Annotated in this window: 22 protein-coding genes and 1 tRNA gene; 11 read left to right on the top strand and 12 right to left on the bottom strand. The window is 60.2% G+C overall.

Translation table 11 applies throughout. From position 1 onward, the window contains the following. Nucleotides 1-9: 9 nt before the first annotated feature. Together ACXAEK_RS15380 and ACXAEK_RS15385 are read right to left on the bottom strand one after the other, a co-directional pair. The gene (locus ACXAEK_RS15380) at nucleotides 10-936 is read right to left on the bottom strand and encodes a methylenetetrahydrofolate reductase (protein ID WP_475043203.1); all 927 of its coding nucleotides are present in this window, start codon (nucleotides 934-936) and stop codon (nucleotides 10-12) included. A gap of 26 nt (nucleotides 937-962) precedes the next feature. After that, nucleotides 963-1,259 carry a virulence factor gene (locus ACXAEK_RS15385; protein WP_475043205.1) on the bottom strand — a complete coding sequence of 99 codons (297 nt, stop codon included), beginning with the start codon at nucleotides 1,257-1,259 and terminating at the stop codon, nucleotides 963-965. Between the two features lie 284 nt (nucleotides 1,260-1,543). Between ACXAEK_RS15385 and ACXAEK_RS15390 the strand changes: the two genes are divergently transcribed. Both ACXAEK_RS15390 and ACXAEK_RS15395 read left to right on the top strand, forming a co-directional pair. Beyond that, nucleotides 1,544-2,656, top strand: coding sequence for a Ppx/GppA phosphatase family protein (locus ACXAEK_RS15390; protein WP_475043207.1), 1,113 nt, complete (start codon nucleotides 1,544-1,546; stop codon nucleotides 2,654-2,656). A gap of 77 nt (nucleotides 2,657-2,733) precedes the next feature. Then, a complete protein-coding gene (locus ACXAEK_RS15395) occupies nucleotides 2,734-3,450 on the top strand; it encodes an RlmE family RNA methyltransferase (RefSeq protein WP_475043209.1) in 717 nt (238 codons plus the stop codon). A gap of 6 nt (nucleotides 3,451-3,456) precedes the next feature. On the opposite strand, the gene ACXAEK_RS15400 is transcribed toward ACXAEK_RS15395, so the two are convergent. Beyond that, a complete protein-coding gene (locus tag ACXAEK_RS15400; RefSeq protein WP_475043211.1) occupies nucleotides 3,457-3,645 on the bottom strand; it encodes a hypothetical protein in 189 nt (62 codons plus the stop codon). A 129-nt stretch (nucleotides 3,646-3,774) separates the two neighbouring features. Then, nucleotides 3,775-4,641, bottom strand: coding sequence for a YihY/virulence factor BrkB family protein (locus ACXAEK_RS15405; RefSeq protein WP_475043212.1), 867 nt, complete (start codon nucleotides 4,639-4,641; stop codon nucleotides 3,775-3,777). Nucleotides 4,642-4,784: 143 nt separating this feature from the next. On the opposite strand from ACXAEK_RS15405, the gene cls reads away from it, so the two are divergent. Beyond that, complete coding sequence (cls, locus tag ACXAEK_RS15410) at nucleotides 4,785-6,200, top strand: cardiolipin synthase (RefSeq protein ID WP_475043214.1); 1,416 nt, start codon at nucleotides 4,785-4,787, stop codon at nucleotides 6,198-6,200. On the opposite strand, the gene ACXAEK_RS15415 is transcribed toward cls, so the two are convergent. Continuing rightward, entirely contained in the window at nucleotides 6,197-6,646 is a 450-nt protein-coding gene (locus ACXAEK_RS15415) for an ion channel (protein ID WP_475043217.1), read from the bottom strand. The genes cls and ACXAEK_RS15415 overlap by 4 nt on opposite strands. Nucleotides 6,647-6,831: 185 nt before the next feature. Here ACXAEK_RS15415 and ACXAEK_RS15420 point away from each other — a divergent pair, with 185 nt between their 5' ends. The 3 genes from ACXAEK_RS15420 to ACXAEK_RS15430 are packed head-to-tail and all read left to right on the top strand — an operon-like array spanning nucleotide 6,832 to nucleotide 10,941. Further along, nucleotides 6,832-7,488, top strand: coding sequence for an ABC transporter ATP-binding protein (locus tag ACXAEK_RS15420; protein ID WP_475043219.1), 657 nt, complete (start codon nucleotides 6,832-6,834; stop codon nucleotides 7,486-7,488). Then, a complete protein-coding gene (locus tag ACXAEK_RS15425) occupies nucleotides 7,485-9,902 on the top strand; it encodes an FtsX-like permease family protein (RefSeq protein ID WP_475043221.1) in 2,418 nt (805 codons plus the stop codon). Before ACXAEK_RS15420 ends, ACXAEK_RS15425 begins: the two co-directional genes overlap by 4 nt. Then, nucleotides 9,892-10,941: a lipocalin-like domain-containing protein gene (locus ACXAEK_RS15430; protein ID WP_475043222.1), complete on the top strand. Its 1,050-nt coding sequence runs from the start codon at nucleotides 9,892-9,894 to the stop codon at nucleotides 10,939-10,941. The genes ACXAEK_RS15425 and ACXAEK_RS15430 overlap by 11 nt, the downstream gene beginning before the upstream one ends. Before the next feature lie 26 nt (nucleotides 10,942-10,967). On the opposite strand, the gene ACXAEK_RS15435 is transcribed toward ACXAEK_RS15430, so the two are convergent. From ACXAEK_RS15435 to ACXAEK_RS15445, 3 genes are all read right to left on the bottom strand, one after another. Further along, nucleotides 10,968-11,399: a universal stress protein gene (locus ACXAEK_RS15435; protein WP_475043223.1), complete on the bottom strand. Its 432-nt coding sequence runs from the start codon at nucleotides 11,397-11,399 to the stop codon at nucleotides 10,968-10,970. Continuing rightward, nucleotides 11,396-14,005, bottom strand: coding sequence for a TRAP transporter permease (locus tag ACXAEK_RS15440; protein ID WP_475043225.1), 2,610 nt, complete (start codon nucleotides 14,003-14,005; stop codon nucleotides 11,396-11,398). The genes ACXAEK_RS15435 and ACXAEK_RS15440 overlap by 4 nt, the downstream gene beginning before the upstream one ends. Nucleotides 14,006-14,118: 113 nt before the next feature. Further along, a complete protein-coding gene (locus ACXAEK_RS15445; protein ID WP_475043228.1) occupies nucleotides 14,119-15,081 on the bottom strand; it encodes a TAXI family TRAP transporter solute-binding subunit in 963 nt (320 codons plus the stop codon). A gap of 503 nt (nucleotides 15,082-15,584) precedes the next feature. Here ACXAEK_RS15445 and ACXAEK_RS15450 point away from each other — a divergent pair. Next, nucleotides 15,585-15,803 (top strand): hypothetical protein, encoded by a 219-nt coding sequence (locus ACXAEK_RS15450; RefSeq protein ID WP_475043230.1) that lies wholly within the window; start codon nucleotides 15,585-15,587, stop codon nucleotides 15,801-15,803. 81 nt (nucleotides 15,804-15,884) lie between these two features. On the opposite strand, the gene ACXAEK_RS15455 is transcribed toward ACXAEK_RS15450, so the two are convergent. Beyond that, complete coding sequence (locus ACXAEK_RS15455) at nucleotides 15,885-19,010, bottom strand: efflux RND transporter permease subunit (protein WP_475043232.1); 3,126 nt, start codon at nucleotides 19,008-19,010, stop codon at nucleotides 15,885-15,887. 3 nt (nucleotides 19,011-19,013) lie between these two features. After that, on the bottom strand, nucleotides 19,014-20,165 hold the full coding sequence (locus tag ACXAEK_RS15460) for an efflux RND transporter periplasmic adaptor subunit (RefSeq protein WP_475043233.1): 1,152 nt from the start codon (nucleotides 20,163-20,165) through the stop codon (nucleotides 19,014-19,016). Nucleotides 20,166-20,439: 274 nt separating this feature from the next. On the opposite strand from ACXAEK_RS15460, the gene mtnA reads away from it, so the two are divergent. Then, nucleotides 20,440-21,546, top strand: coding sequence for an S-methyl-5-thioribose-1-phosphate isomerase (mtnA, locus tag ACXAEK_RS15465; protein WP_475043235.1), 1,107 nt, complete (start codon nucleotides 20,440-20,442; stop codon nucleotides 21,544-21,546). A gap of 17 nt (nucleotides 21,547-21,563) precedes the next feature. After that, complete coding sequence (locus ACXAEK_RS15470) at nucleotides 21,564-22,229, top strand: class II aldolase/adducin family protein (RefSeq protein WP_475043236.1); 666 nt, start codon at nucleotides 21,564-21,566, stop codon at nucleotides 22,227-22,229. Between the two features lie 108 nt (nucleotides 22,230-22,337). On the opposite strand, the gene ACXAEK_RS15475 is transcribed toward ACXAEK_RS15470, so the two are convergent. Then, a tRNA-Leu gene (locus ACXAEK_RS15475) sits at nucleotides 22,338-22,423 on the bottom strand. A gap of 164 nt (nucleotides 22,424-22,587) precedes the next feature. On the opposite strand from ACXAEK_RS15475, the gene ACXAEK_RS15480 reads away from it, so the two are divergent. Both ACXAEK_RS15480 and ACXAEK_RS15485 read left to right on the top strand, forming a co-directional pair. Then, complete coding sequence (locus ACXAEK_RS15480) at nucleotides 22,588-23,166, top strand: YqaA family protein (RefSeq protein WP_475043238.1); 579 nt, start codon at nucleotides 22,588-22,590, stop codon at nucleotides 23,164-23,166. Nucleotides 23,167-23,168: 2 nt separating this feature from the next. Beyond that, a complete protein-coding gene (locus tag ACXAEK_RS15485) occupies nucleotides 23,169-23,636 on the top strand; it encodes a disulfide bond formation protein B (RefSeq protein WP_475043240.1) in 468 nt (155 codons plus the stop codon). A gap of 62 nt (nucleotides 23,637-23,698) precedes the next feature. Here the strand turns inward: ACXAEK_RS15485 and ACXAEK_RS15490 are convergent, their stop codons facing one another. Next, nucleotides 23,699-24,124: an Lrp/AsnC family transcriptional regulator gene (locus tag ACXAEK_RS15490; protein ID WP_065267363.1), complete on the bottom strand. Its 426-nt coding sequence runs from the start codon at nucleotides 24,122-24,124 to the stop codon at nucleotides 23,699-23,701. Nucleotides 24,125-24,189: the final 65 nt, after the last annotated feature.

The raw sequence follows: 24,189 nt of genomic DNA on the forward strand, positions 1-24,189 counted from the left end.
TGTGGATCCTTAGGAGTTAACCGGCTTGGCGGAATCGCCGCCGTTGTTGATGGCCCAGGTGGCATTGGTCTTGATGCCACCCAGCGGGAAGAAGTGGACCTTCTCAATCTGGAAGTCCGGGTTGGCGGCCTTATGGGCTGCCAGATCCGCCAGAATTTCACCCGGCTCATGCGGCAGCAGCAGCTTGGAAACGTCCTTGGCGCGCTTCTGCAGCACTTTCAGCGACGGGCCCACGCCGCAAGCAATGGCGAATTTGATCATGGTCTGCAGCTTGGCCGGGCCTGCGATGCCGATGTGGACCGGCAGGTTCATTCCGCGCTCTTTCAGCTCGTTCACCCAGTCGATTACCGGCTGAGCTTCGAAGCAGAACTGGGTTGCCAGCGCCATCTGCGCATCGGTGCGCTTGGAGAATTCCTGTTTCCAGTCCAGTGCCGCGTAGGTGTTGGCACGGCCGCCGTTCGGATCGATATCCAAGTTCGGCTCGGGATGGCCCGCAACGTGCAGGTTGGTAAAGCCCGCCTGGTCGAACAGGCCCGTCTCCAGCAACTGCATGGAGCTGTCGAAATCACCATGCGGCTTGGCAACACCGCCTGCCAGGATCAAGCCCTGCTTGACGCCGGCTTCGCCCTGGTAACGGTTGATCCAATCACCCAGGGTCGCCTTGTCCTTGATGATACGCGCCGGGAAGTGCGGCATCACATCGTAGCCTTCGCCAGCGATACGCTTGGCGGTCTCGACCATATCCTCGATCGGGGTGCCTTCGATGTGCGCGATGTAGACGCGGGTGCCGGCGGGCAGCAGGTCGCGGAAATCTTCGACCTTGGCAGCGGTACGGGGCATCACCTCGATGGAATAGCCTTTCAGGAAAGCTTCCATTTCGGGGGTGGCAGCCTGGCCAGCGCCAGAATCGCGTTTTTTAAAGTTCAGCAAAGCCATCACGGCCTCCCATAGTGGTGTCAGGCTCACGCCCATCCGTCGTTTGCGATCAGCGCCTTCAGGCGGTCCTGATCGTATTCCGTTTCCAGGCGGGTTGCCTCAGCTTCGGCAATCTCGGCTGCGTCGCCGTCTGCGGCAAACGGCGCGGCCTTGCGCCATTCGGCAAGATAGGCGTCGCTGTCCTTGGCGTTCACCTTCATAGCCGCGCGGTCGATGGCCTGCTCAAACCGCTCTTCGAGCTGCCGTTTGGCCCCGCGGCGGCCTTTGCCAACGATGACCTGCGCGGGGATATCGCGCCAGTATACGATCGTTACGTCGGGCATGCCTTGATTTCCTCCTAGCCTGGATAGACCACGTTCTAGTGCGGTGGCGCGCCGCAGGTTGGTCGATTTTCGACAACACGATGGGATTGAGCGACGTTTTGCTGCCGCGACACTAGCTTTGTACACCTGCGAATGCCACCGGGCCAAACCGCCAAAATATTCATGTGAATTATGAGATTTCCTCGAAGCGGTGGAAATTGCTCCACTTCTGGCGCCTGACGCTTGCGCCGCAGCAACTGGGCACCTATTGTCGTTGTTAACACGATAATCGGAGGGCGTGAATCATGGCGCCCAGGCGCTCGAAAGGTGCGGGCGCGTTTCCCAAAGCGGTTGAGACCCCTGCACCGGCCCGTCCCGATCCTGATGCGCTTTATGCCGCGCTGGATCTGGGTACAAATAGCTGCCGCATGCTGATCGCCCAGCCTAAGGGCAGCGGTATTCATGTGGTCGACAGTTTCTCCAAGTCGGTGCAGCTCGGCGCCGGGCTGGAGCGGACCGGGCGGCTGTCACGGTCTTCAATGGCGCGCACCATTCAGGCGCTGCGGATCTGCCAACAGAAACTGAAACGCAACAAGGTCAGGCGGATGCGGCTGGTGGCCACTGAGGCCTGCCGCCGCGCCAAGAACGCGCGCGACTTTATCCGCCAGGTGAAACGGGAAACCGGTCTGACGCTGGAAATCATCCAGCCGGAGGAAGAGGCACGGCTGGCCGTGATCTCCTGCGCGCCGCTGGTGTCCACCAAGACAGAACAGCTTCTGGTGGTCGACATCGGCGGCGGATCCACGGAATTGGTATGGATCGACATTTCCTCGGTGCTGCGGCGCGACCGGCCCTCGGCGATCATGCGGCTGCACAACGGGTTTCATACAGCCGAAAGCCCCTTTCCCGCGGCCAAGGTGGTGGATTGGATCTCTGTGCCGCTGGGCGTCGCAACCCTGCGCGACCAATTTAATGATGTGGAGGATGACGCGGCACGTTTTGCTCTGATGAGCTGGTTTTTTGAGGAAAACCTGGCCGATTTCGCCCCCTATAAGGACGAGCAAACACGCGCTGGCTTCCAGATCGTGGGCACCTCGGGCACCGTGACTACGGTTGCCGCTTCGCATTTGGGGCTGAAGCGTTATGACCGCACCAAGGTGGATGGGCTGCGGATGACCAGCGATCAGATTGACAAAGTGATCCGCGGTTATCTAGAACTCGGCCCCCAGGGCCGCCGCCGCGACCCCCGCATCGGCGAGGACCGGCAGGCCCTGATCATGTCCGGATCCGCTATCCTGCAGGCGCTGTTGCGCTGCTGGCCCACAGACAGGCTGTCAGTTGCGGACCGCGGCCTGCGCGAGGGGTTGCTTTATGCGCAGATGAGCGCGGATGGCGTTCTGGAAGACGGCCCCTACTAGGCGGGGCCGGAAAATTGGATTTTTCCGGGCCGGAGTTTTTGCAGAATTCCGCGCTCCCGGGGCATACGGTGGCGGAAATGGCTAAGACACCAACTGGTAAGAACACATCGGGCCGCGGACAGCGCGACCTCAAGGTCAAGGTAAAGTCGGCCCGCGGCCGCAAGCTCAGCTCGACCCGCTGGCTGCAGCGGCAGTTGAACGACCCCTACGTCAAACGCGCCCAGGCCGAAGGCTACCGCGGCCGCGCGGCCTACAAGATCATGGAGCTCGACGATAAATTCCGTTTCCTGGTGAACGGCGCCCGGGTGGTGGACCTGGGGTGCGCCCCGGGCGGCTGGGCGCAGGTTGCGGTGAAACGGATCAACGCATTAGGTGAAAAACCGGGCAAGGCCGTGGGCCGCATCATTGGCGTCGACCTGCAGGAGGTTGAACCGCTTGCGGGGGCTGAGTTCCACCAGCTGGATTTCATGGACGATGGCGCAGATGAGCTGGTCAAGGGCTGGCTGGGCGGCAAGGCCGATGTGGTGATGTCGGATATGGCGGCCGCGAGTTCCGGGCACAAGCAAACCGACCACCTGCGGATCATCTCTCTGTGTGAAACCGCGGCCTATTTCGCCTTTGATGTTCTGGAGGAAGGCGGCACCTTTGTCGCCAAGGTCCTGGCAGGCGGCGCCGAGGGGGAGCTGCAGAAGCTGCTGAAGCAGAAGTTCACCAAGGTGATGAATATCAAGCCGCCCTCATCGCGGTCGGACAGCTCTGAGAAATTCGTGGTGGCCACCGGGTTCCGCGGCTAGGCCCGGTTAGACCCGGCGGCTGTGCGGGGTGGTCAGTGATCGCGCCGCCAGCTCGCGCAGCAGGATCGCCTCTTCCGCGTCATCGTCGGTCAGCCGCGACACCCGCAGCTTGCGGCTGACGTGGCTGGCCATCTCACGCTGGCGCATCAGTTCAAAAAGCCTCATGTGGCGCAGTTTGTTTTGCAGTTTTGTCATGATGGCCCCTTCTGGTTCAGCTGCTATGCTGCGTAGGTAAAAGAGGATTGGGCCGGAACGGAGGCTCAATTGTGGCAAGGCTGCCTTATTGTTCAAGATTAGGAAACAGTTGCCGCAAAGCCGCAGCTGTTATTTCCGCCCCAGGCTGTCAGCCATGTCGATGAGCGCACCGTTGAATTCTGCCCCAAGGATCAGGATCGCGGCATTCAAGTAGAGGAAGATCATCGCCGCCATTGCCCCGGCAAGCCCCGCATAGGTGGCTGAATACTGGGCAAACGAACCGACATAGACGGCAAAGCCGCTGCCCGCGGCCAGCCACAGGACCAGTGTCAGGATTACCCCGGGAAGTATCCGGCGCAGCCTGTGGACCCGGCCGGGCAGCAGGATGTGAAACGCCAGAACGGCACCAACCGGCAGCAAAGCCGCAAACAGGCCGCTCAAGCCCTGCTCCCATTGGCCGGGCAGCTGTCCGAATGGCAGCAGGTCCGCCAGGTAACGCACGTACAGCGGCAGGAAAAGTTCGAAAACCGCAGCTGCAAGGATCCCTGCCCCGCCCAGGATCACCAGCCCGATGCACAGGCCGCGGGTCTTCCAGAATGGCCGGGAGTCAGTGTCGTGATAGGCCTGCACCAAAGCGATGCGAACAGCGTCCACGCCATTTGATGCAAAATAGAGAGCAAACAGCCCCCCCAATGTCGCCAGCTGGGTGCTGGAGGTCTGCAAAACGGCTTCGACCTCAGCCAGGATCGGCCGGGCCACCGACTCGGGCCAGGCGCCGAACACCAGTTCCGTCATGCTGTCCAACTCGACATTCTGGGAAAACAAGCCCGCCAGCGTACCGGCCAGGGCCACCGTGAACAGCACAAATGGAAACAGCGCCAGCATCATCGACATCGCGATATGGCTGCTCATCACCCATCCGTTCTTCTGGCCGAAACGGCGGGCGGCGGTGATCAGGGCGGCCTGCCAAAGCCGGAAAGGTGGTAAAATCGGCATTGAGGCAGAGTTCCACACAGGTTGCGCAAACGCCAGCATCTGCAGGAAAAACTCTCATATTGTTCCCCGGATGCCGCGACCGGGTGTAGCGGCAGCGCGATTGCAGGGCTAGGTTGCAATAGAGGCAGCCACCAAGGCCTGGAATGTTCTGGATTGTTCTAAGCTCAGCGGCGCTGGCCGCAACCTGGATTGCAGCGGGGCTTGCAGCGCTCAGCGCTGCCCGCACGGCGCGTACGCCGCAGGGCGCCATTGGCTGGGTTGTGTTCCTGCTGGCGGCCCCGGTTGCCGCCCTGCCCGCCTATGCCGTCTTTGGCGACCACCGCTTCAGAGGATACTGGAAAGCCCGCCACGAAGCGGAACAAGCCGTGGCCTCGATCAGGACCTATACAATCGCGCAGACTGAAGATGCGAAGGAACTGCCGGTCGATTCTGCTGTGTTTGAAGCAATTGCCGGGATGGCTGTGTGCCGGGGCAATGGAATGGAACTGCTGACCAATGGCGAAAACACATTCAACTCCATCTTCCAGGCGATTGATAATGCGCAGGAATATATACTTGTCCAATACTACATCTTTCGCGCAGATGGTTTGGGCAGGAAACTGCAGAGCAAGCTGATCAATGCAGCCGCGCGGGGCGTAACGGTTTGGTTCATGGCCGATAGTATCGGCAGCCGCAAACTGCCGCAAAGCTTCCTTCGGGAGCTGGAAGACGCGGGCGTAAACCTGATCGATCCCGCAGCCCGGCGGCGTCCATGGCGCCGGCTGCGGATCAACTTCCGCAATCACCGGAAAACGGTGATTGCCGACGGGCGAATAGGATTTACCGGCGGCTTGAATGCCGGTGATGAATATCTCGGCCTGGACCCGGTCCTGGGCCGCTGGCGGGACACCCATGTGAGGCTGACAGGTCCGGTGGTTCAGCAGTTGCAGCTGTCCTTTGCGGAGGACTGGCACTGGCGCACGCAGGAACAGATCATTGATCTTTTGAACTGGGAACCTGAACCCTCGCCGCAGGACCGGCCCGCGCTGATTGTTTCGACGGGTCCCGGCAATGCCTTTGGCAATGGCTCCATGATGTATTTTTCCGCCATCAGCGCCGCACGGCACCGCGTTTGGCTGGCCTCTCCCTATCTTGTTCCGGACCAGGAGGTCTCCGCTGCCCTGAAGCACGCTGCGCTGCGCGGGCTTGATGTACGTATCCTTTTGCCGGATTCCATTGACCATTACCTGCCATGGCTGGCGGCCTTTGCATTTTTTGATGAGCTGCGGGAGGCCGGTGTCCGGATCCTGCGCTACCAGCATGGTTTCATGCATCAAAAGTGCTTTGTGATTGATGACACGGTGTCCGGAATTGGGACTGCCAATCTCGACAACCGGTCCTTCCGCCTGAATTTTGAAACCATGGCGCTGTTTTTTGATCCGCGGTCAGCGAAAGAAATAGCGCAAATGCTGAGCCAGGATTTCGATAACTCCACGGAACTCAGCCAGCCGCTGGAACAGCAAACAAGCACTGTCCGCCTGCTGGCGCCAGTGGCCCGGTTGCTGGCTCCTGTGCTTTAATCTATCGCCTCAGCTTTCTCACCATTCAGGGAAAAAAGGCGGCCCATGGCGCTGACCAGAAAGGCCGTGCTGATGCCAAAGCCAAAAAGTCCGGTGACAGCGGCAAAGGCGGCAAAAATCCGCAGCGCGGGGCCCAGAACGACATCGCCGTACCCCAGCGTCGTATAGGTGGCCAAGGAAAAATAGACTGAGGTGTTCCAGTCCGCAATCGCCCCAACCAGAACAAAGGCCGCAGACCATATCCAAACCTGTGCCGTGTGGCTGCCCAGAATGATGAAAATGGCCACCACGAGCATGATACCGATTTGCCAGGGTCTGAAGGGTTTGGCAAAACCCGCTGCCAGTTTGTTCAGAACTGACGAGCACCAGACCAGCACAGAGATTTCCAAAACCAGGCAAACGCTGAGATAGATCGAGCCCCAAAGAAGCTGGTTCCATAATGTCATTCCAGCCCTCCTGCCCGGCACTGCCTATTCAAGCCATGGCTGCACCATAGAAATTCACTCGCCAACCCTCAACTGCAGTTCCGTGGAAATCCTCCGTCATTCTGCCACGCTGGACATTCTGAGGCTTGCAGTATTGAGTTCCCTTGCGAAGCAGACACCGCAACGGCGCTGGAGGGAGCCTCAAGATGGTTCTGAAGATCCGGAATGTGACCAAGGCCTATCCCGGCCAAACTCAGGAAACCGCGGTTCTGCGCGGGATTTCGCTGGATCTTGCCGGCGGACGCAGCCTCGCACTGACCGGTGACAGCGGCTCTGGAAAAAGCACCCTGCTGCATCTTGCCGCCGCGCTGGACCGTTTTGGCAGCGGCGAAATCGAGATTGATGGCACCCCTTTGTCCGGCCTGGGCGACGGCCAGCGCGCAGATCTCCGCAGGAAAAAGGTTTCGATTGTTTTTCAGCAGTTTAACCTGATCCCTTCACTCGACGTCGCGCGGAATATTTCGCTTCATGCGCGGCTTGGCGGACGCTGGGACGCCAATTGGGGGCAGGCCCTGGCCGCCAGGCTGGGGCTTGCCGGGCTGCTGAGCCGTTATCCGGAGCAGCTGTCCGGCGGTCAGCAGCAAAGAGTTGCGATCGCGCGGGCGCTGGCTGTGCGACCCAAGCTGCTGCTGGCGGATGAGCCGACCGGCAATCTCGATGAAACCGCCAGTGCGGCTGTTATGGAGCTAATGCTGGACCTCGTGCGCGAAAGCGGTACAGCGCTGTTTCTAGTGACACATTCTGCTGCAATAGCCGGCCTCTTGGACCGGCGCTTGCATCTACGGCAGGGAACGATAGCATGACCCGCACGGCGCTTCTTGCCATGCTTTCGCATTGGCGGCGCCATCCGCTGCAGCTTGCTGTTCTGATCACCGGATTGGCCTTGGCTACGGGGCTATGGTCGGCGGTCCAGGCTATCAATGGAGAGGCGCGTGCCAGCTATGCAAGGGCTGCTGAGCAGCTTGGCACCGCGTCCCTTGACCGTTTGTCACCGCAGAGCGGCAGCATCCCGCTGCGCCAGTATGCGGCGCTGCGCCGGGCGGGATGGCAGGTTTCCCCTGTTCTTGAAGGCACTGTCAGGTTCGGGCAGCAACGCTTTGATATCATGGGGGTTGACCTTCTGAGTCACCCCTTGGTTCCAACGCTTGCCGCGGCGGCTGAACAAGAACAAGTGCCGGCCCTGGAGGCGTTGACACCACCGGGGCGCTTGTTCGCCCATCCAGAAACCGCAGCCTTGGCCGCTGCCGCTCAGAGCGGCATACCTGTGTCCAGCACGGATACTTTGCCGCACGGCATCCTGATCGCTGATCTGAGCCTGGTCAGCCGCCTGCTGAACCGCCCGGCTGAGCTGAGCTATCTCGTGGTCATGCCCGATCAGCTCCCAGGTGTGTTGCCGATTGCGGAACTGGCGCCGGATCTTACGCTGGTGTCCGGGCAAACGGCTGCCGCAGACACCGCCCGCCTCACCGATAGCTTTCATTTGAACCTCACCGCCTTCGGGTTACTCTCCTTTGCTGTTGGGCTGTTTATTGTGCAGGGTGCCATCAGCCTCAGCCTGGAGCAGCGCAGGGGCATGATCCGAACCTTGCGCGGCCTGGGTGTGCCGCTGCGGCTGCTGGCGATGCTGCTGGCGGCAGAGCTTGCTGCCATCGCACTAATTTCTGCCGTCCTGGGGCTGGCGGGTGGCTATCTGGTGGCCGCGGCGCTGCTGCCGGACGTGAGGGCAACCTTGTCCGGCCTTTATGGTGCGGACATCGACGGAAGCCTGTCATTGCGCCTGCAATGGGTCGCATCCGGCCTGGCAATGGCGCTGGGTGGAACATTCCTTGCGGCGGCGCAGTCTCTTTTTGCCCTGTGGCGGATGCCGTTGCTGGCTGCCCCGGCAACCCATGCCCGCGGGCAGCAGGCAGGGCGCACACATGTGCTCGGTGCCATCGCAGGCTTTTGCCTGATCCTGCTTGGCAGCGCGGTGTTGCAGTTGTTTGATGGTCTGATCGCCGGATTTGCCTTTCTGGCAGGCATCATGCTGGGCACAGCACTGATGCTGCCCTTGCTTATCTCCATAGGCTTGAGGGCGGGCGCAAGGCTAAGCACCCGCCCGTTTTCAGAATGGCTTTGGGCGGACACCCGGGCGCAATTGCCGGGCATGTCCTTGTCCCTGATGGCGCTGTTGCTGGCATTGGCCGCAAACATTGGCGTAGGAACAATGGTTTACAGCTTCAGGCTCACCTTTTCCGGCTGGCTGGATCAGCGCCTGGCGGCAGAGGTCTATGTTACCGCAGCAAGCGACGCGCAAGGGCAGCAACTGGCGCTTTGGTTAAAGGACCGCGGGATCACTGCCCTGCCCATCCGCCGCAGCGACTTGCGCTATAAGGGTGCCCCATTGCGTGTTTACGGGATTGTGGATCATGCCACATACCGTGATAACTGGCCGCTTCTGCAGGCGTTGCCGCAAGTTTGGGAGCGGATCGCATCAGGCCAGGCCCTGCTGATCAATGAGCAGTTTGCCCGCCGCCACAGCTTGTCTCCTGGACAGAAACTGCCGCTCGCCCCTGGTTGGGAGCTGACGGTTGCTGGCATCTACTCTGACTATGGCAACCCAAATGCACAGGCCATCCTGTCCTTGCAGGCGCTGCTCGCGCGGACGCCGGATATTCCCAACCGCCAGTTCGGATTGAGGCTGCCGCCCGGGGAGGTTCCCGAAATGATCAAGTCCATCAAGGAAGACTTTGACATTCCACGGGAAAACATCGTGGATCAAGCCAGCATCAAAGCCCGGTCCTTGGCTGTGTTTGACCGCACTTTCACAATCACTGCTGCGTTGAACGTGCTGACACTGGGCGTCGCGGCCTTTGCCATGCTGACCAGCCTTCTGACGCTTTGGAACCAGCGGCTGCCGCAGCTTGCTCCGGTTTGGGCGATGGGGCTAAGCCGCCGGCAACTGGCTGCGGCCGAAGTCCTGCGCAGCCTGCTGCTGGCTGCATTCACCGCTGTTCTGGCCCTGCCGCTTGGGCTGGTTCTGGCCTGGGCATTGCTTGCGGTGATCAATGTGGAGGCGTTTGGCTGGAGACTGCCGATGCATTTGTTTCCCTATGAATGGCTGCGCTTGCTGCTCCTGGCTCTGCTGGCTGCAGCGGCAGCAGCCGCCTTCCCGGCCAGCCGTCTGGGCCGGCTGGACCCGTCGGATCTGCTCAGGGTTTTTACCAATGAACGTTAAGATCATCCCCCTGTTGTTTGCGGCTTTCACGTCCACTGAGGCCTTTGCACAAGGGTATGCTGGATTGGGCACAGATGCGGAAGGCTTTGCAGTTCCGCAAACCGGCACACAGCTTTCCTTTCCTGAAGATCATGCCCCCCATCCGGATTTCCGCATTGAATGGTGGTACTTAACCGCCAATCTTCAAAGCGCTGACGGCGAGGAGTACGGGATCCAATGGACCCTGTTCCGCTCTGCACTTTCTCCTGGTGAGGCAGAGAGCTGGCAAAGCCCGCAAATCTGGATGGCGCATGCTGCAGTGACCTCGGCAGAGACGCATATGTTCGCGGAACGCATCGCCCGGGGCGGCGTGGGTCAAGCTGGTGTAAGCCCGGATCCCTTCACTGCCTGGATCGACGAGTGGGAGATGAAATCGGAAGGGCAAACGCTTGACAACCTGTCACTTTCCGCGTCGTCTTCTGCGTTTTCCTACGCCCTGGATCTAACCGCCGAGGGCCCCTTGGTCCTTCATGGAAACAACGGATATTCCGTCAAATCTGACAGCGGACAGGCGAGCTATTACTATTCGCAGCCACGATACCGGGTCGCAGGAACACTAAGGCTGCCTGATGGGCCAGTTGAGGTTACCGGCCATGGCTGGCTGGACCGGGAGTGGTCTAGCCAGCCCCTGGCGGAGGATCAAAGCGGCTGGGACTGGTTCTCGCTCAGTTTTGCCAGCGGTGAAAAGCTGATGGGATTTGTCCTGCGCGGTGATGCCGGGGACTTCACCTCCGGCACCTGGATCTCCGCTGACGGAACCGTTGCTTCGCTGGAACCCGGGGCGTTCATTGCAGAACCGCTGGAGTTCAGCGAAGTTCAGGGCAGAACCGTCCCGACCCGCTGGCGCGTTGTTTTGCCTGAACGGGATGTTTCTGTGGAAGTGCAATCACTTAACACCCAAAGCTGGATCGGTGCATCCTTTTCCTATTGGGAAGGGCCGGTCAAGGTCACAGGCAGCCACAGCGGCAAAGGCTATTTGGAGATGACCGGATACGACTAGGGCGCCCGTAGGCGCCCCAATCCGTGTCAGCGCACCACAAAGACCGAGCAATCCGAATGCCGGATCACCCGGGCCGCGTTTGGCCCGAGCAGGTAGTCCTTGAGGTCAGGCTTATGCGCACCGATCACAATAAGTCCGCTGCCAGCGGTCTCCGCGACCTTCAGAATCTCCTGATAGGCGGTGCCGGTTGCAACAACATGGCGGACGCTGGCGTTACGGTCCTTGCCCAGAACCTTGGCGCACAGATCCGTCAACCGTTGGGTGGTGTCCTTGACTGCCTTTTCGTGGTGGTGCTCTTCGAAGAATCCCGAGACCCAGCTTTCCCCGAAATCCGGCAATACGTTGACGACATCCAATTGGGCGCCATCCAGATCAGCAAGCCGGGCAGCCTGGGACAGGACATGTTCGTCCAGCACCGGGTCATTCAGCTCCAGGGCGCAAAGAACGGGTTTGCTCATGCTGTTACTCCTTCTTCTTCACGCGCGCGGCCGCGTTGCATCAAGGCAATTAACGCCACCAGCAGGAGCGCCGGCAGGAACATCAGCTCCTTCGGAAGCTGGCTGGCTGGCGCCTGAATTGCGGCAATCTGCACGGGTTCATCTGCGTAGAAATCGAAGCTCTCCAGGCTGGGGGCTGCCGGGGTGCCGAACATCGGCTCTTCCAGCTTGATAGCGCCGCCTTCCTCCAGCAGCAGCAGGCCGAAGGCGTCCACTGCAGCCTGACCATCACTGCCATCGGCGGTTATGATCATTGTTGTGCTCTTGATCTCAGAGGTGTCGAAATCCGGGCCTTCCACGGTTATCCGGATCTCTGCCCCCGGTTCAGCCTCTCCCAGCGCCTGTGCCAATTGGGCGGGCGGCACCTGGGTAAAGGGCGGCATCACCCGGTCCATAAAGAAATCCGGGCGGAACAGCGCAAAGGCTGCAAAGATCAGCAGAACGCTCTCATAGATCCGGTTGCGGCTGACGAAGTAGCCCATGGTGCCGGCGGTGAAGACCAGAATCGCAATTGTGGCTGATATGGCCACAAGAATGCCCTGGGTCCAGCCAACGTCGATCAGCAGAAGATCCGTATTGAAGATGAACACAAACGGCAGCGCCACAGTTCGCAAGCTGTAAAAGAAGGCGGTGAAACCGGTGCGGATCGCATCGCCGCCCGACACCGCCGCCGCGGCAAAACTGGCAAGCCCCACAGGCGGCGTCACGTCAGCCATGATCCCGAAGTAGAACACAAACAGATGCACGGCAATCAGCGGCACGATGAGGCCGGACTGCGCACCCAGTTCTACCACCACACCCGCCATCAGCGAGCTGACAACGATGTAGTTGGCAGTGGTCGGCAGGCCCATGCCCAGAACCAGCGACAAGAGGCCGACCATCACCAGCATCAGGATCAAGTTTCCGCCCGAGACAAATTCGACCAGGTCAGCCATCACCTGGCCCACGCCGGTAAGGGTCACCGTGCCCACGATCACGCCAGCCGTGGCGGTTGCCAGCGCGATGCCGATCATGTTGCGGGCGCCGTCAATCAGGCCGTTCCAGAAGTCATGCACGCCTTCGGCGAAAGCGTTTGCCATGTTGCTCTGGCCGCGGAAGATCGCCTTGAGCGGTTTCTGGGTCAGCAGGATCACAAACAGCAGCGCGGTTGCCCAAAAGGCCGACAGGCCCGGAGACTTCTGTTCGATCATCAGGAAGTAGACCAGCACGATGATCGGCAGCAGGTAATGCAGACCCGCCTTGTAGATCTCGGCGACCACCGGCAGTTCGACCTCCTTGGCGTTCGGATCATCCGGCACCAAGTCATCAACACCCGAAGCCAGCCACAGCAGCGCAATGTAAGCGGCTACAACCAGCGCCGACAGGGTCAAACCAGAGGCACCGGGCATCGCTGCGATGATCCATTTCACTGGATACTGGACGCCATAGCAGAGCGCCGCAAAACCCGCGAAGAACAGAGCCATACCGCCGATGGTGCGGCCCATGGAGACGACGCGGTTGCCGAGCGTCGGCATGTTCCGCTTCACCGCTTCCAAGTGCACGATGTAGACCAGCGCGATGTAAGAGATCGCAGCCGGCAGGAAGGCATGGGTGATCACCTCGACGTAGGAGATACCCACGTATTCCACCATCAAAAAGGCGGCAGCGCCCATGACCGGCGGCATGATCTGGCCATTGACCGAAGACGCGACCTCAACCGAGCCGGCTTGTTCCGACGTAAAGCCCACCCGTTTCATCAGCGGGATGGTGAAGGTGCCAGTTGTGACCACGTTGGCGATGGACGAGCCGGAAATCAGGCCGGTTGCGGCAGAGCCCACAACAGCCGCCTTGGCCGGGCCGCCGCGCAGGTGGCCAAGCGCGCCGAACGCCATCTTGATGAAGTAGTTGCCAGCCCCTGCCTTATCCAGCAGCGCGCCGAACAGCACGAAGAGGAAAACGAACTTGGTGGAGACACCCAGGGCAATGCCAAACACGCCCTCGGAGGTGATCCACATATGGCTCATCGCCTTTTTCAGGCTGGCGCCTTTCCAGCGGATAACCTCAGGTACCCATTCGGAGGAGCCGAAGAACACGTAGAGCAGGAAAATCGTCGCGATGATCGCCATTGCCGGGCCAAGCGCGCGGCGGGCGGCTTCGAACAGAAGGAGCAAGCCTGCGAGAGCAAACCACTTGTCCATATCATCGGCAAGTCCGCCGGAGTCGACGATTTTCTGGTAGAAGATGTAGCCATACATCGCGATTGCAGTACCGGCCAGCGCGAACATCCAATCCTGTACTGGGATGTAATTTCGCGGGCTGGTTTTAAAAGCAGGATAGGCCGCGTAGGCCAGAAAAATAGCAAAGGCCAAATGGATTTGGCGTGAGTTGTTGATTACGCTGCCAGGCAGCAGCAGGTTGGCCACCGGCGAGGCCAGGATGACTTGGAACACGGACCAGATGACGGCGACGATCGCCAGGAAAAGACCCACGCTCCCCACCGGGTTGCGGGCGCCGGCGTCGGAGGACGCGACAAGTTCCTGAAGCTCTTCTTCGCTGAGCGGCCGATTTCCCTGAGCATCGGATGTCATGGATAATCTCCCCTGCGGCCGCCGTTTCCCGGGGCCGGTATAGTCAAGCCCGGGCCTTTGGCCTCAGGCGAAAACGGGGCGCGTGGTGCGCCCCGTTCCTATTCTCTGGCGAATTACTCGATCCAGCCTTTTTCTTTGTAGTATTTGGCAGCGCCCGGGTGCAGCGGCGCTGACAGGCCGTCTGCGATCATCTCTTCCGGCTTCAGGTTGGCGAATGCCGGGTGCAGCTTCTGGAAGGCTTCGAAGTTTTCAAAGACCGAGCTGACCACCGCGTATACAGCATCCTCAGAAACGTCGGCGGAGGTCACGAAGGTCGCGCCGACGCCAAAGGTGCTGGTGTCATTGTCGGACCCGCGGTACATGCCGCCCGGGATGGTTGCGGTGCGGTAGAAGGAATTGTCGGCAACCAGTTTCTCAACCGCTTCGCCGTCAACGGTCACCAGCACCGAGTCACAGGCGGTGGTGGCTTCCTGGATGGAACCGGACGGGTGGCCAACGGTGTAGATCATCGCGTCGATCTGGTTATCGCAGAGCGCCGCGGACTGCTCCGCCGCCTTCAGCTCTGTCGCCAGGGCGAATTCTTCCATGCCCCAGCCCTTTGCACCCATCAAAACTTCCATCGTTGCGCGCTGGCCGGAACCCGGGTTGCCGATGTTGACGCGCTTGCCTTTGAGGTCATCAAAGGAGGAAATACCAGCGTCAGCACGGGCCACGACGGTAAAGGGTTCCGGGTGCACCGAGAACACTGCACGAAGACCTTCAAAAGCTTGGCCCTCGAATTGAACTACGCCGTTGTAAGCGTTGAACTGAATGTCGGATTGAGCCACGCCAAACTGCAGTTCACCTTCTTTAATTGTGTTTACGTTGTAGACCGAGCCGCCGGTGGATTCGACGGCGCATTTGAAGCCGTGCTCCTTGCGGCCCTTGTTCACCAGACGGCAGATGGCGCCGCCGGTCGGGTAATATACACCGGTCACGCCGCCGGTGCCGATGGTGATGTATTCCTGAGCAAATGCTGCGGGTGCCGCAAAGGACGCCGCCACCAATGCACCGATAGCAAACTTGGTGTGTTTCATGATCAAGTCTCTCCCACTTGTCTTATGATTTGCAGCCCGCCTGAGAGGCAGCGACCTGGATTAGCAGTCTCTTTGCTGCCATTGTTTCCGGCCTGCCAGGCAGGGCGCGTGCCGTTTATTTTGCACGCGCAGAAGGGTTTCACCGGCACCTCCCCAAGTCAAGAGTGAGATTTATTGACGCACCCGGTGAAGCGTGTTTTTACACGATATTGACGCAAGTTACAGATTTTTCCCCGCCAGGTGGCTGGCGGATCGGGGCTCAGGACACAAAGATTTTTCTTGCCAGGAAAAAATTCTTTCGCCGGTTCTTTGCAGCCACTCCGCCTGCGAAGGCACCCTTCCCCGTTCCGCAGCATTTTGAATGATTTCCGGCGATTTTCAGCCGTTTCCCAACACCCGCTGGTGACAATTGCAGAAAATGACGCTAATACGCTGCACATAAAAAATTGATCCGCTGTTCAAGAATTAATTTGGCGGACAGAATTTACAGGGAGGCTGCGGCAATGCTGCTGAGCCAAGTGATTACCGACAACCCGTCTTTGACGGATTTCTGGGCGCTGGAACGCTGTGTTTCCGCTGCCGCCCGTAGAATACCCGGCGATGCGAATGCGCCCTTGACCTGTGATGTAGAGCCGGAATTCCGCTCCACTCCGCGGAAATGGCAGCTGATCCTGTCTGCAGCGCATGAACGCGGGCTGCGGGCGCGTTGTGTCCGGGCCTGAAGCCTGAGCCTTGCCGGCTCAACCTGTTCCGCACAGAAGACAGGTGCTCCGCCAGTATTTCACCTGGCGGAGCGATTGACGTTATTCTGCCGGACTGGCTGCGGGCGCGCCTTTGACCCGTTCCCGCAGGCCTTGCATCATCGCATATAGAACCGGCACAACAATGACGCCAAGCACGGTTGCTGCAAGCATGCCGCCAAAGACCGCGATCCCGATTGCGCGCTGGCTGGCCGCGCCGGCGCCCGATGCGATCAGCAGGGGCACCACACCAAGTAGGAAGGACAAGGCTGTCATCATCACCGCACGGAAGCGCTGTTTCGCGGCCTCTTGCGCAGCTTCGCGAATGCTGAGGCCGGCGGCCCGCTGCTCCATGGCGAATTCCACAATCAGAATGGCATTCTTGGACGCCAGGCCGATCAGCATGATCATCCCGATCTGTGTGTAAAGATTGATGTCATTTCCGGCTATGGCAACAGCAGCCACCGCCCCGAACAGCGCCACGATCACCGACAAAAGAATGGCAACCGGCATTGTCCAGCTCTCATACTGCGCCACCAGGAACAGATAGCCAAACAGCACCGCCATCGCCAGGATCACGGTCACCAGACCAGCCGAATCCAGCTGCTGCTGCGCGGTGCCGGTCCACTCAAAGGCATAGCCCGGCGGCAGCGCTGTCGCGGCTTCTTCCTGCATCACGCGGATAGCATCGCCCGTAGACAGGCCTGCCCCTGGAACTGCAGTGACGGTAGCCGAACGGAAGATGTTGTGCCGCTTCAGCAGCACCGGCCCCAGCACGTTCTCGACGTCGATCAGGGTCGACAGCGGCACCATCTCACCTGACTGGGCCCGCACATAAAGACCGCCGATATCCTCGATCTTGTCCCGGTAGGAGCCCTCCGCCTGCAGCATCACCTTGTAAACGCGGCCGAACAGGTTGAAGTCGTTGACATAATAAGACCCCAGATGCGCCTGCATGGTCTGGAACACCTCGGCAATCGGCACGTTCAGCGTCTTGGCCTTTTCCCGGTTCAGATCGACGAAGACCTGGGGCACATTGGCGCGGAAGGTGGTGTAGGACTGGGCGATCTCAGGCCGCTGATTGGCGGAGTAAACCAAAGACCCCACCGACTGCGCCAGATCCTGCGGGGTGCCGCCTGCGGTCTGCTGCACCGCCATCTCCACACCTGCGGACATGCCCAGACCGGAAATCGGCGGCGGGTTGAAGGCAACGATGCTGGCCGCAGCCTCGCCATTGGCGATGCCATAGATCTGACCCAGGATCGCATTTGGCTGCAATGCCTCCTCCTGCCGCTGATCCCAAGGGGCCAGGTTGGCAATGATCATCGCACCATTGGCGCTGGCTCCGTTCAGCAGGCTGAACCCGTTGACCAGTACGGTGCCCTGCACGCCCGGAATCTGGCGGATCTGCTCATCAATCCTGCGCGTCACGGCCTCTGTCCGCCCCAGCGCCGCTGCGTCCGGCAGCTGAACATCGACAAACAGGTATCCGTTGTCCTCAGCTGGCAGGAAGCCCTTGGAGGTGGAGTTGAAGACCGTTCCGGTGCCAAAGGCCACGGCCGCGATGATCGCAAGGCCAATGACTGGAAGCCGCAGCAGCCTGGTAACGATGCTGAGATAGCCGCTGCGCACACCGCCGATCATGTTCTCGAACATCGCCAGCAGCCCCTTGGGCGGGCCGGAACGGGCTTTCAGCACGATTGCGCACAAGGCAGGCGACAGCGTCAAAGCGTTGACCGAGGAAATCACCACTGCGACCGAAATTGTCACGGCAAATTGCGAATACAGCCTGCCGGTTATGCCCGGCATAAAGGTGACCGGCACAAACACTGCCAGCAGCACCAGGGTCGTGGCAATAACCGGTCCGGTGATCTGGCCCATCGCCTTGCGCGTGGCCTCCGCCGGGGGCAGCCCCTCCTCTGCGATGATACGCTCGACGTTCTCCACGACCACGATGGCATCATCGACCACAATCCCGATCGCCAGCACCAGCGCAAAAAGAGAAATGGTGTTAAGGGACATCCCCAACGCCAGCAAGAATGCGAAGGTGCCGATCAGCGAGACGGGAATGGCCACTGCTGGAATGATAGTGGCACGGAAGGAGCCCAGGAAAATGAAAACCACGGAGATCACCAGAACAAAGGTCATCATCAGGGTGGAGATCACATCATTCAGCGACTGCTCGACAAAATCAGTCGTGTTGAAAGGCACCGAATAGGAAACGTCGTCGGGGAAATCCAGCGACAGCCGGTCCAGTTCTGCCAGGACATTTTCGGACACCGCTAGCGCATTGGCACCCGGCGCCTGATAGACTGCCAGAATAGTCGCCGGCACGCCGTCAAAGTAGCCGGAGGAGCTGTAGTTGGAGGCCCCCAGTTCCACTTTGGCAATATCCCTCAGGCGTACCGTGCTGCCGCCATCGCCTGTACGGATCACGATGTCCTCGAACTCGCTGACCTCGGTCAGGCGACCCTTGGATTTGATCGTGTATTGAAACACCTGGTCGCCAGGAACCGGCGGCGCGCCCACCTGCCCTGCGGACACCTCGATGTTCTGCTCGCGCACGGCGTTGATCACGTCGCCAGGTGAAATCCCCAAACCAGCCATCTTGTTCGGGTCCAGCCAGACCCGCATGGCATATTCGAAGTTGGTCAGGATATCCGCCTTGCCGACCCCGTTCACACGCGCCAGCGCATCCTTGATGTTGATCGCGGCATAATTCGACAGAAACACGCTGTCATATGACCTCTTAGGGGACGTCAGCGCCGCAACCAGCAGCATGTTGGAGGAGCTTTTCTGGGTGACGACGCCATTTGCCGTGACTTCAGCAGGCAGAGCAGCGACCGCTTGTGCGACACGGTTCTGCACGTTGACTGAAGCGATATCGGGGTCGGTCCCGACCTCAAACGTCACCGCCAGCGAGTAGCTGCCGTTGTCAGCGGAGGTGGAGGACATATAGAGCATCCCGTCCACCCCGTTGACCTGCGCCTCAATCGGTGCAGCGACGCTTTTTTCAACCGTCTCAGCATTGGCACCGGGGTAGCTTGCGGTGACATTGACCACCGGCGGCGTGATCTCTGGAAACTGCGCAACTGGCAGTGCAAAGTAACCGATCACCCCCATGACCGTCAGCACCAAGGAGATGACGATCGCGAATTTCGGCCTGGATATGAAAGTGGAGGAAAACATCGCTTATTCTCCAGCCTGCGCGGCCATCACCGGGTCGACCTCGACGCCGGGGCGGATTTTCTGCAGCCCTTCGACCACAACGGTTTCCCCCTTGGTCAGCCCGTCCAGAACGATGATGCCGGTTCCCTGAACATCACCGGTGACGATATAGCGCTGCTGCACCTGGTTCTGCGCATCCACCACCAGCACAAACGGCCCCTGCTGATCACGCTGGATTGCTGCCTGGCTGATGATGATGCGGTCGACAGCCTCCTGCGATTGAAGGCCCACAGTCAGAAAGGCGCCATCCAGGATCAGGCCATCGCCGTTCTGAAACTCTGCCCGCACCGTTACAGCGCCGGTGGCGGGATCAACGCGGTTGCCGGCAAAGGCAATCTTTCCCTTTTCTTCCAGCTCAGCCCCATTGGGCAGCACAACAAAGACCTCTGGCGCAGTTTCAGTGTTGGAGCGGTCGATGCCCTCTGCCTCCAATTCCTGAAGTATTTCGACAAACTGCTTTTCGTTCAGCGAGAACGACACATAGACAGGAGCTTCGCGCACGATGTTGACCAAAGGCGATCCGCTGGGGCTGACCACATCGCCGGTACTGACCTGCACCCGCCCGACGCGGCCCGAAAACGGTGCGTGGACCTCGGTATAGCTGAGGTCCAGTTCCGCCTGCCGGATTGCGGCCGCCGCGGCCCTCACCTGCGCCTCAGCCACCAGTTCATTGGCGCGCGCGGTATCCCGGTCTGCTTCCGGCACGGATCCGCGCTCAAACAGTTCCTGTTTGCGTGCCAGGTCCAGCGATGCCAGTTCCAAGCTGGCCTCAGCCTGCGCCAGTTCCGCCCGGCGGCTTTCCAGCACGGCCTCGTAAGCGCTGCGTTCAATCCGGAACAGGACATCGCCCTTTTCGACTTCGGCGCCGTCCTTGACCAGTACTTCCTCCAGGTAGCCGCTGACCCGCGCCATAATGTCAGCCTTGTCGATCGCCTCGCCGCGGCCGATGAATGTCGCGGTGTCTTTGACCGGCTTGATCACCGCCTCAGAGACGGACACCTTTGGGGCTGCCCCCTGTTGCTGCGCAAATACAGGAGCGGCGCCTGCCAGGCTTAGGGCCGCCGCTACCGCCAGTCCGGCCCCGCCGGCCAGGCCCTTGTTCCAGAAACACATCATCCTTGAGCCTTTCAATTTATCAGAAGAATTCCACACGGCAGGATTTCCCGGAAAACCGGCCGGTAACCATAAAGTTACCCTATTGAATACCGCGCCAGCGCACATCTGCAAGCTGCACACGCCGGGCGCTGGCCATTCCGCCGGGAATAATCCTGGAAATCCGCCCCCTGACGCAACGAAACCTTGCGTGCTGGCCGCATTTCAGAGAAACCAGAGGCCAATCTTCCGGACTATTGGCCTCAGAGGCTGCGCCGCAACACGAAGGGGTTTTCCGATGAAAGTGAATGGTACGCATTACCGCTCTCTGTGGTGGGATCACGACAAAGACGCGCTGCAAATCATCGACCAGCGCTGGCTGCCGCATGACTTTCGCATTCAGCAAGTGAACACACTGCAGGAATTTGCCGATGCGATTGTCGAAATGCGGGTGCGCGGTGCGCCGCTGATCGGAGCGACGGCCGCATACGGCATGGCGCTGGCAATGCGGCTGGACCCATCAGATACGGCAATGGATAACGCCTGGAGCTTCCTCAACGCGACCCGGCCGACAGCGATCAACCTGCGCTGGGCGCTGGACCGCTGCCGCAGCCATTTGCGCCCTCTCAAGGCGGAGGACCGGGCAGCCGCCGCATTGGCACTGGCCCATGAGATCGCGGACGAAGACGTCGGCATCAACCGCAGCATAGGTGCGCATGGGCTTGAGCTTATTAAAGAAATTGCCGCAGCAAAGCCCGCCGGAGAACCGGTCCGGCTGCTGACCCATTGCAACGCCGGCTGGATCGCAACGGTTGATTGGGGCACGGCCACCAGCCCGATGTATCAGGCACATGATGCCGGCATACCGATCCATGTTTGGGTCGATGAAACCCGCCCGCGCAATCAGGGCGCGCTGACATCCTGGGAGCTTGGAAGCCATGGGATAAGCCACAGCTATATTACTGACAATGCGGGCGGCCATCTGATGCAGCACGGCCAGGTGGATCTGGTGATTACCGGCACAGACCGCACCACCCGCCGCGGCGATGTCTGCAACAAGATCGGCACCTACTTGAAGGCGCTGGCAGCCAAGGACAACGGCGTGCCCTTCTATGTTGCCCTGCCCTCGCCGACCATCGACTGGACAGTCTCCGACGGCGTTGCCGAGATCCCGATTGAAGAGCGCAGCGACCGCGAGATCACTCATGTTCAGGGGAAGACCGGCGCCGGGGAAATCGGTGTGGTTCAGGTGACACCCGATGGAACCCCGGGCGGAAACCCGGCTTTTGACGTGACCCCGAACCGGTTGGTTACAGGGCTGATCACGGAACGCGGCATCTGCGAAGCTTCCGAAGACGGGCTTGCCAGCCTGTTTCCGGAAATGGCCGCAGTACAATCAGCCTGATTGCGGGAGAGCATTGCGTGAAACCTCCGTACCAGGACTGCCTTGAGGTACGGCAGGCTGTGATCAGCGCCTGCCTGGAAATGAATGCAACCGGCATCAACCAGGGCACGTCTGGAAACATTTCCGTGCGCGCAGGCGGCAACATGCTGATCACGCCGTCCGGTGTCCCCTACGGGAATATGGCGCCCGAAGACCTGGTTTGCCTGCCTTTGGACGGCAGCCCGGCACCAGACGGACAGCTGAAGCCCTCGACTGAGTGGCCGTTTCACCTGGCCATTCTGCAGTCCAAGCCGGGCGTGAATGCGGTGATCCATGCCCATCCTGTCTATTGCTGCGCATTGGCCATGAACCGCCGGGTTATTCCCGCGTGCCACTACATGGTGGCAGCCTTTGGCGGCAGCGACGTCCCGGTCGCTGATTACGCGCTGTTTGGCAGCAAGCAGCTTTCGGACAACATCACTCAGGCTTTGCAGAACCGCAGTGCTTGCCTGATGGCAAACCACGGTGCGGTTGCCACCGGCGAAAGCTTGCAGCGGGCGCTTTGGCGAATGGGGGAATTGGAAACCCTGGCAAAGAGTTACGTGGCAAGCCTAACGATAGGCAATCCGCATATCCTGAGCCAGGGCGAAATGGCCGAGGTGATAGCGGCCTTTGCCGATTACGGACTGAAAGACAGCCGTTAATCTTGCGTCTTTGCAAAGTCTGCCGGGCCAAGCCCGGCGGTAGCGGCAGCTGGTGAAAGAAAAAACAAAGGCCCACAGCAAAAACACGCTGCAGGCCTTTGTTTTTATTGGTACCCAAGGCCGGACTCGAACCGGCACGCTGTCACCAGCGGGGGATTTTGAATCCCCTGCGTCTACCATTCCGCCACTTGGGCCGCGCCCTGTTCCTAGCCAAGCTCGCGGCCAAGGTCCATAGGCAAAACGGGCTTTGGCTTCCGAAAAAAGCAGCTGTGGCAAATTCACAGGCCTCAACGGTTGACGAGGCGCTATGCACATGCCACCTCCCTTGGCAAAACCCGTTGAGGACACAGGGCGCCGCATGCTGAAACCGCTATACGACCGGACAATGGCGCTCGCCGATCACCCTAAGGCGCTGTGGTGCCTGGCGGTTGTGGCCTTTGTTGAAAGCTCTGTCTTTCCGATTCCGCCAGACGTGCTGATGATCCCGATGATCCTGGCCCGTCCATCGCGTGCATGGCTGATCGCACTTGTGGCACTGATCGCTTCAGTGGCCGGCGGTGTTCTGGGATATGCCATCGGCGCCTTCTTCTATGAAGGCATCGGGCAGCCGGTACTGGAGGCCATGGGCAAGGGCGGCGCCATGACGGAGTTCAACACCCGCTTTAACGATTTCGGGTTCTGGGCGGTGCTGGGTGCGGGCATCACACCATTCCCCTACAAGGTGATTACTATCATGTCGGGCTGGACCGGAATGCCGCTTGGCACTTTCATTGCCACCTCTATCCTTGCACGGGCATTGCGTTTTTTCATCGTGGCGGGCCTTTTGTGGCAATTCGGCGCCCCGGTCCGCGATTTCATTGAACGCCGCCTGGGACTGGTGTTCACCGTCTTTATGGTGATCCTGTTCGGCGGCTTCCTGATGGTGAGGTTCATCTGATCATGCACAGGCTTCTGATCGTATTGGCCGCCGCCGGGTCCGCTGCGCTTTTGCTGGGGGCGCTGGGGTTCCAGTACATTGGCGAAATGGCCCCCTGCAAACTCTGCTATTGGCAACGCTATCCCCATGCCGCTGCGGCTGGCATCGGCGTCCTTGCGCTGATCATCCCTGGCGCGCTGCTGCCGTATCTGGGCGCACTGGCTGCACTGGCGACCGCCGCAGCCGGCGCCTATCACACCGGGGTGGAGCGCGGCTGGTGGGAAGGCCCCTCCACCTGCACCTCCGGACCGATTGGCGGGCTGTCGCCGGACCAGCTGATGGAGCAGATCATGGCCGCGCCGCTGGTGCGCTGTGACGAGGTTCCGTGGGAGATGCTGTCGCTTTCCATGGCCAGCTGGAACGCCATCGCGTCCTTTGGCCTTGCGCTGCTGTGGATCGCTGCGGCCAATCACATCCGCAAACAGCCTTAACCTTCCAGCAAGCTTCAATGCGTCCGTCAAGACACTGGCCGCATTGAGAAACCTGAACCGTGTCAGGTGTCCTTCTTGGTTGCCAGCAGCAGATTGGTTTCGCTGCTCACCACACCTTCGAACGTCCGGATCTTGGCCAAGGCCGCATCCAGAGTTTCCAGCGTCTCGGTACCCAATTCGACAATCAGGTCCCAGCGCCCGTTGGTGGTGTGGATCGCCCGCACCTCCGGCAACCCCTGCAATTGCCGGGTGATCCGGCTGGTGCCGCGCCCTTCGATCCCGATCATCATCAGCCCGCGCACCGGATCGCGCAGCACGTCCTCCTTCAGCACAACGGTGAAACCTAGAATATCACCCCGCGCCTGCAGCCGTTCTATCCGCGCTCTCACCGTCGTGCGCGACAGGTTCAACTCCAACGCAAGGTCCGACAGCGACGCCCGTGCATTGTGCCGAAGCGCTGACACCAGCCGCTCATCCGTTTTGTCCATACCCTGCCCCACAATGATCAATTGCAGCCCATTATGAGCAAATTGTTTGCTGGAATCCATCACGT

The organism is Leisingera sp. ABM4_101 (assembly GCF_056158725.1).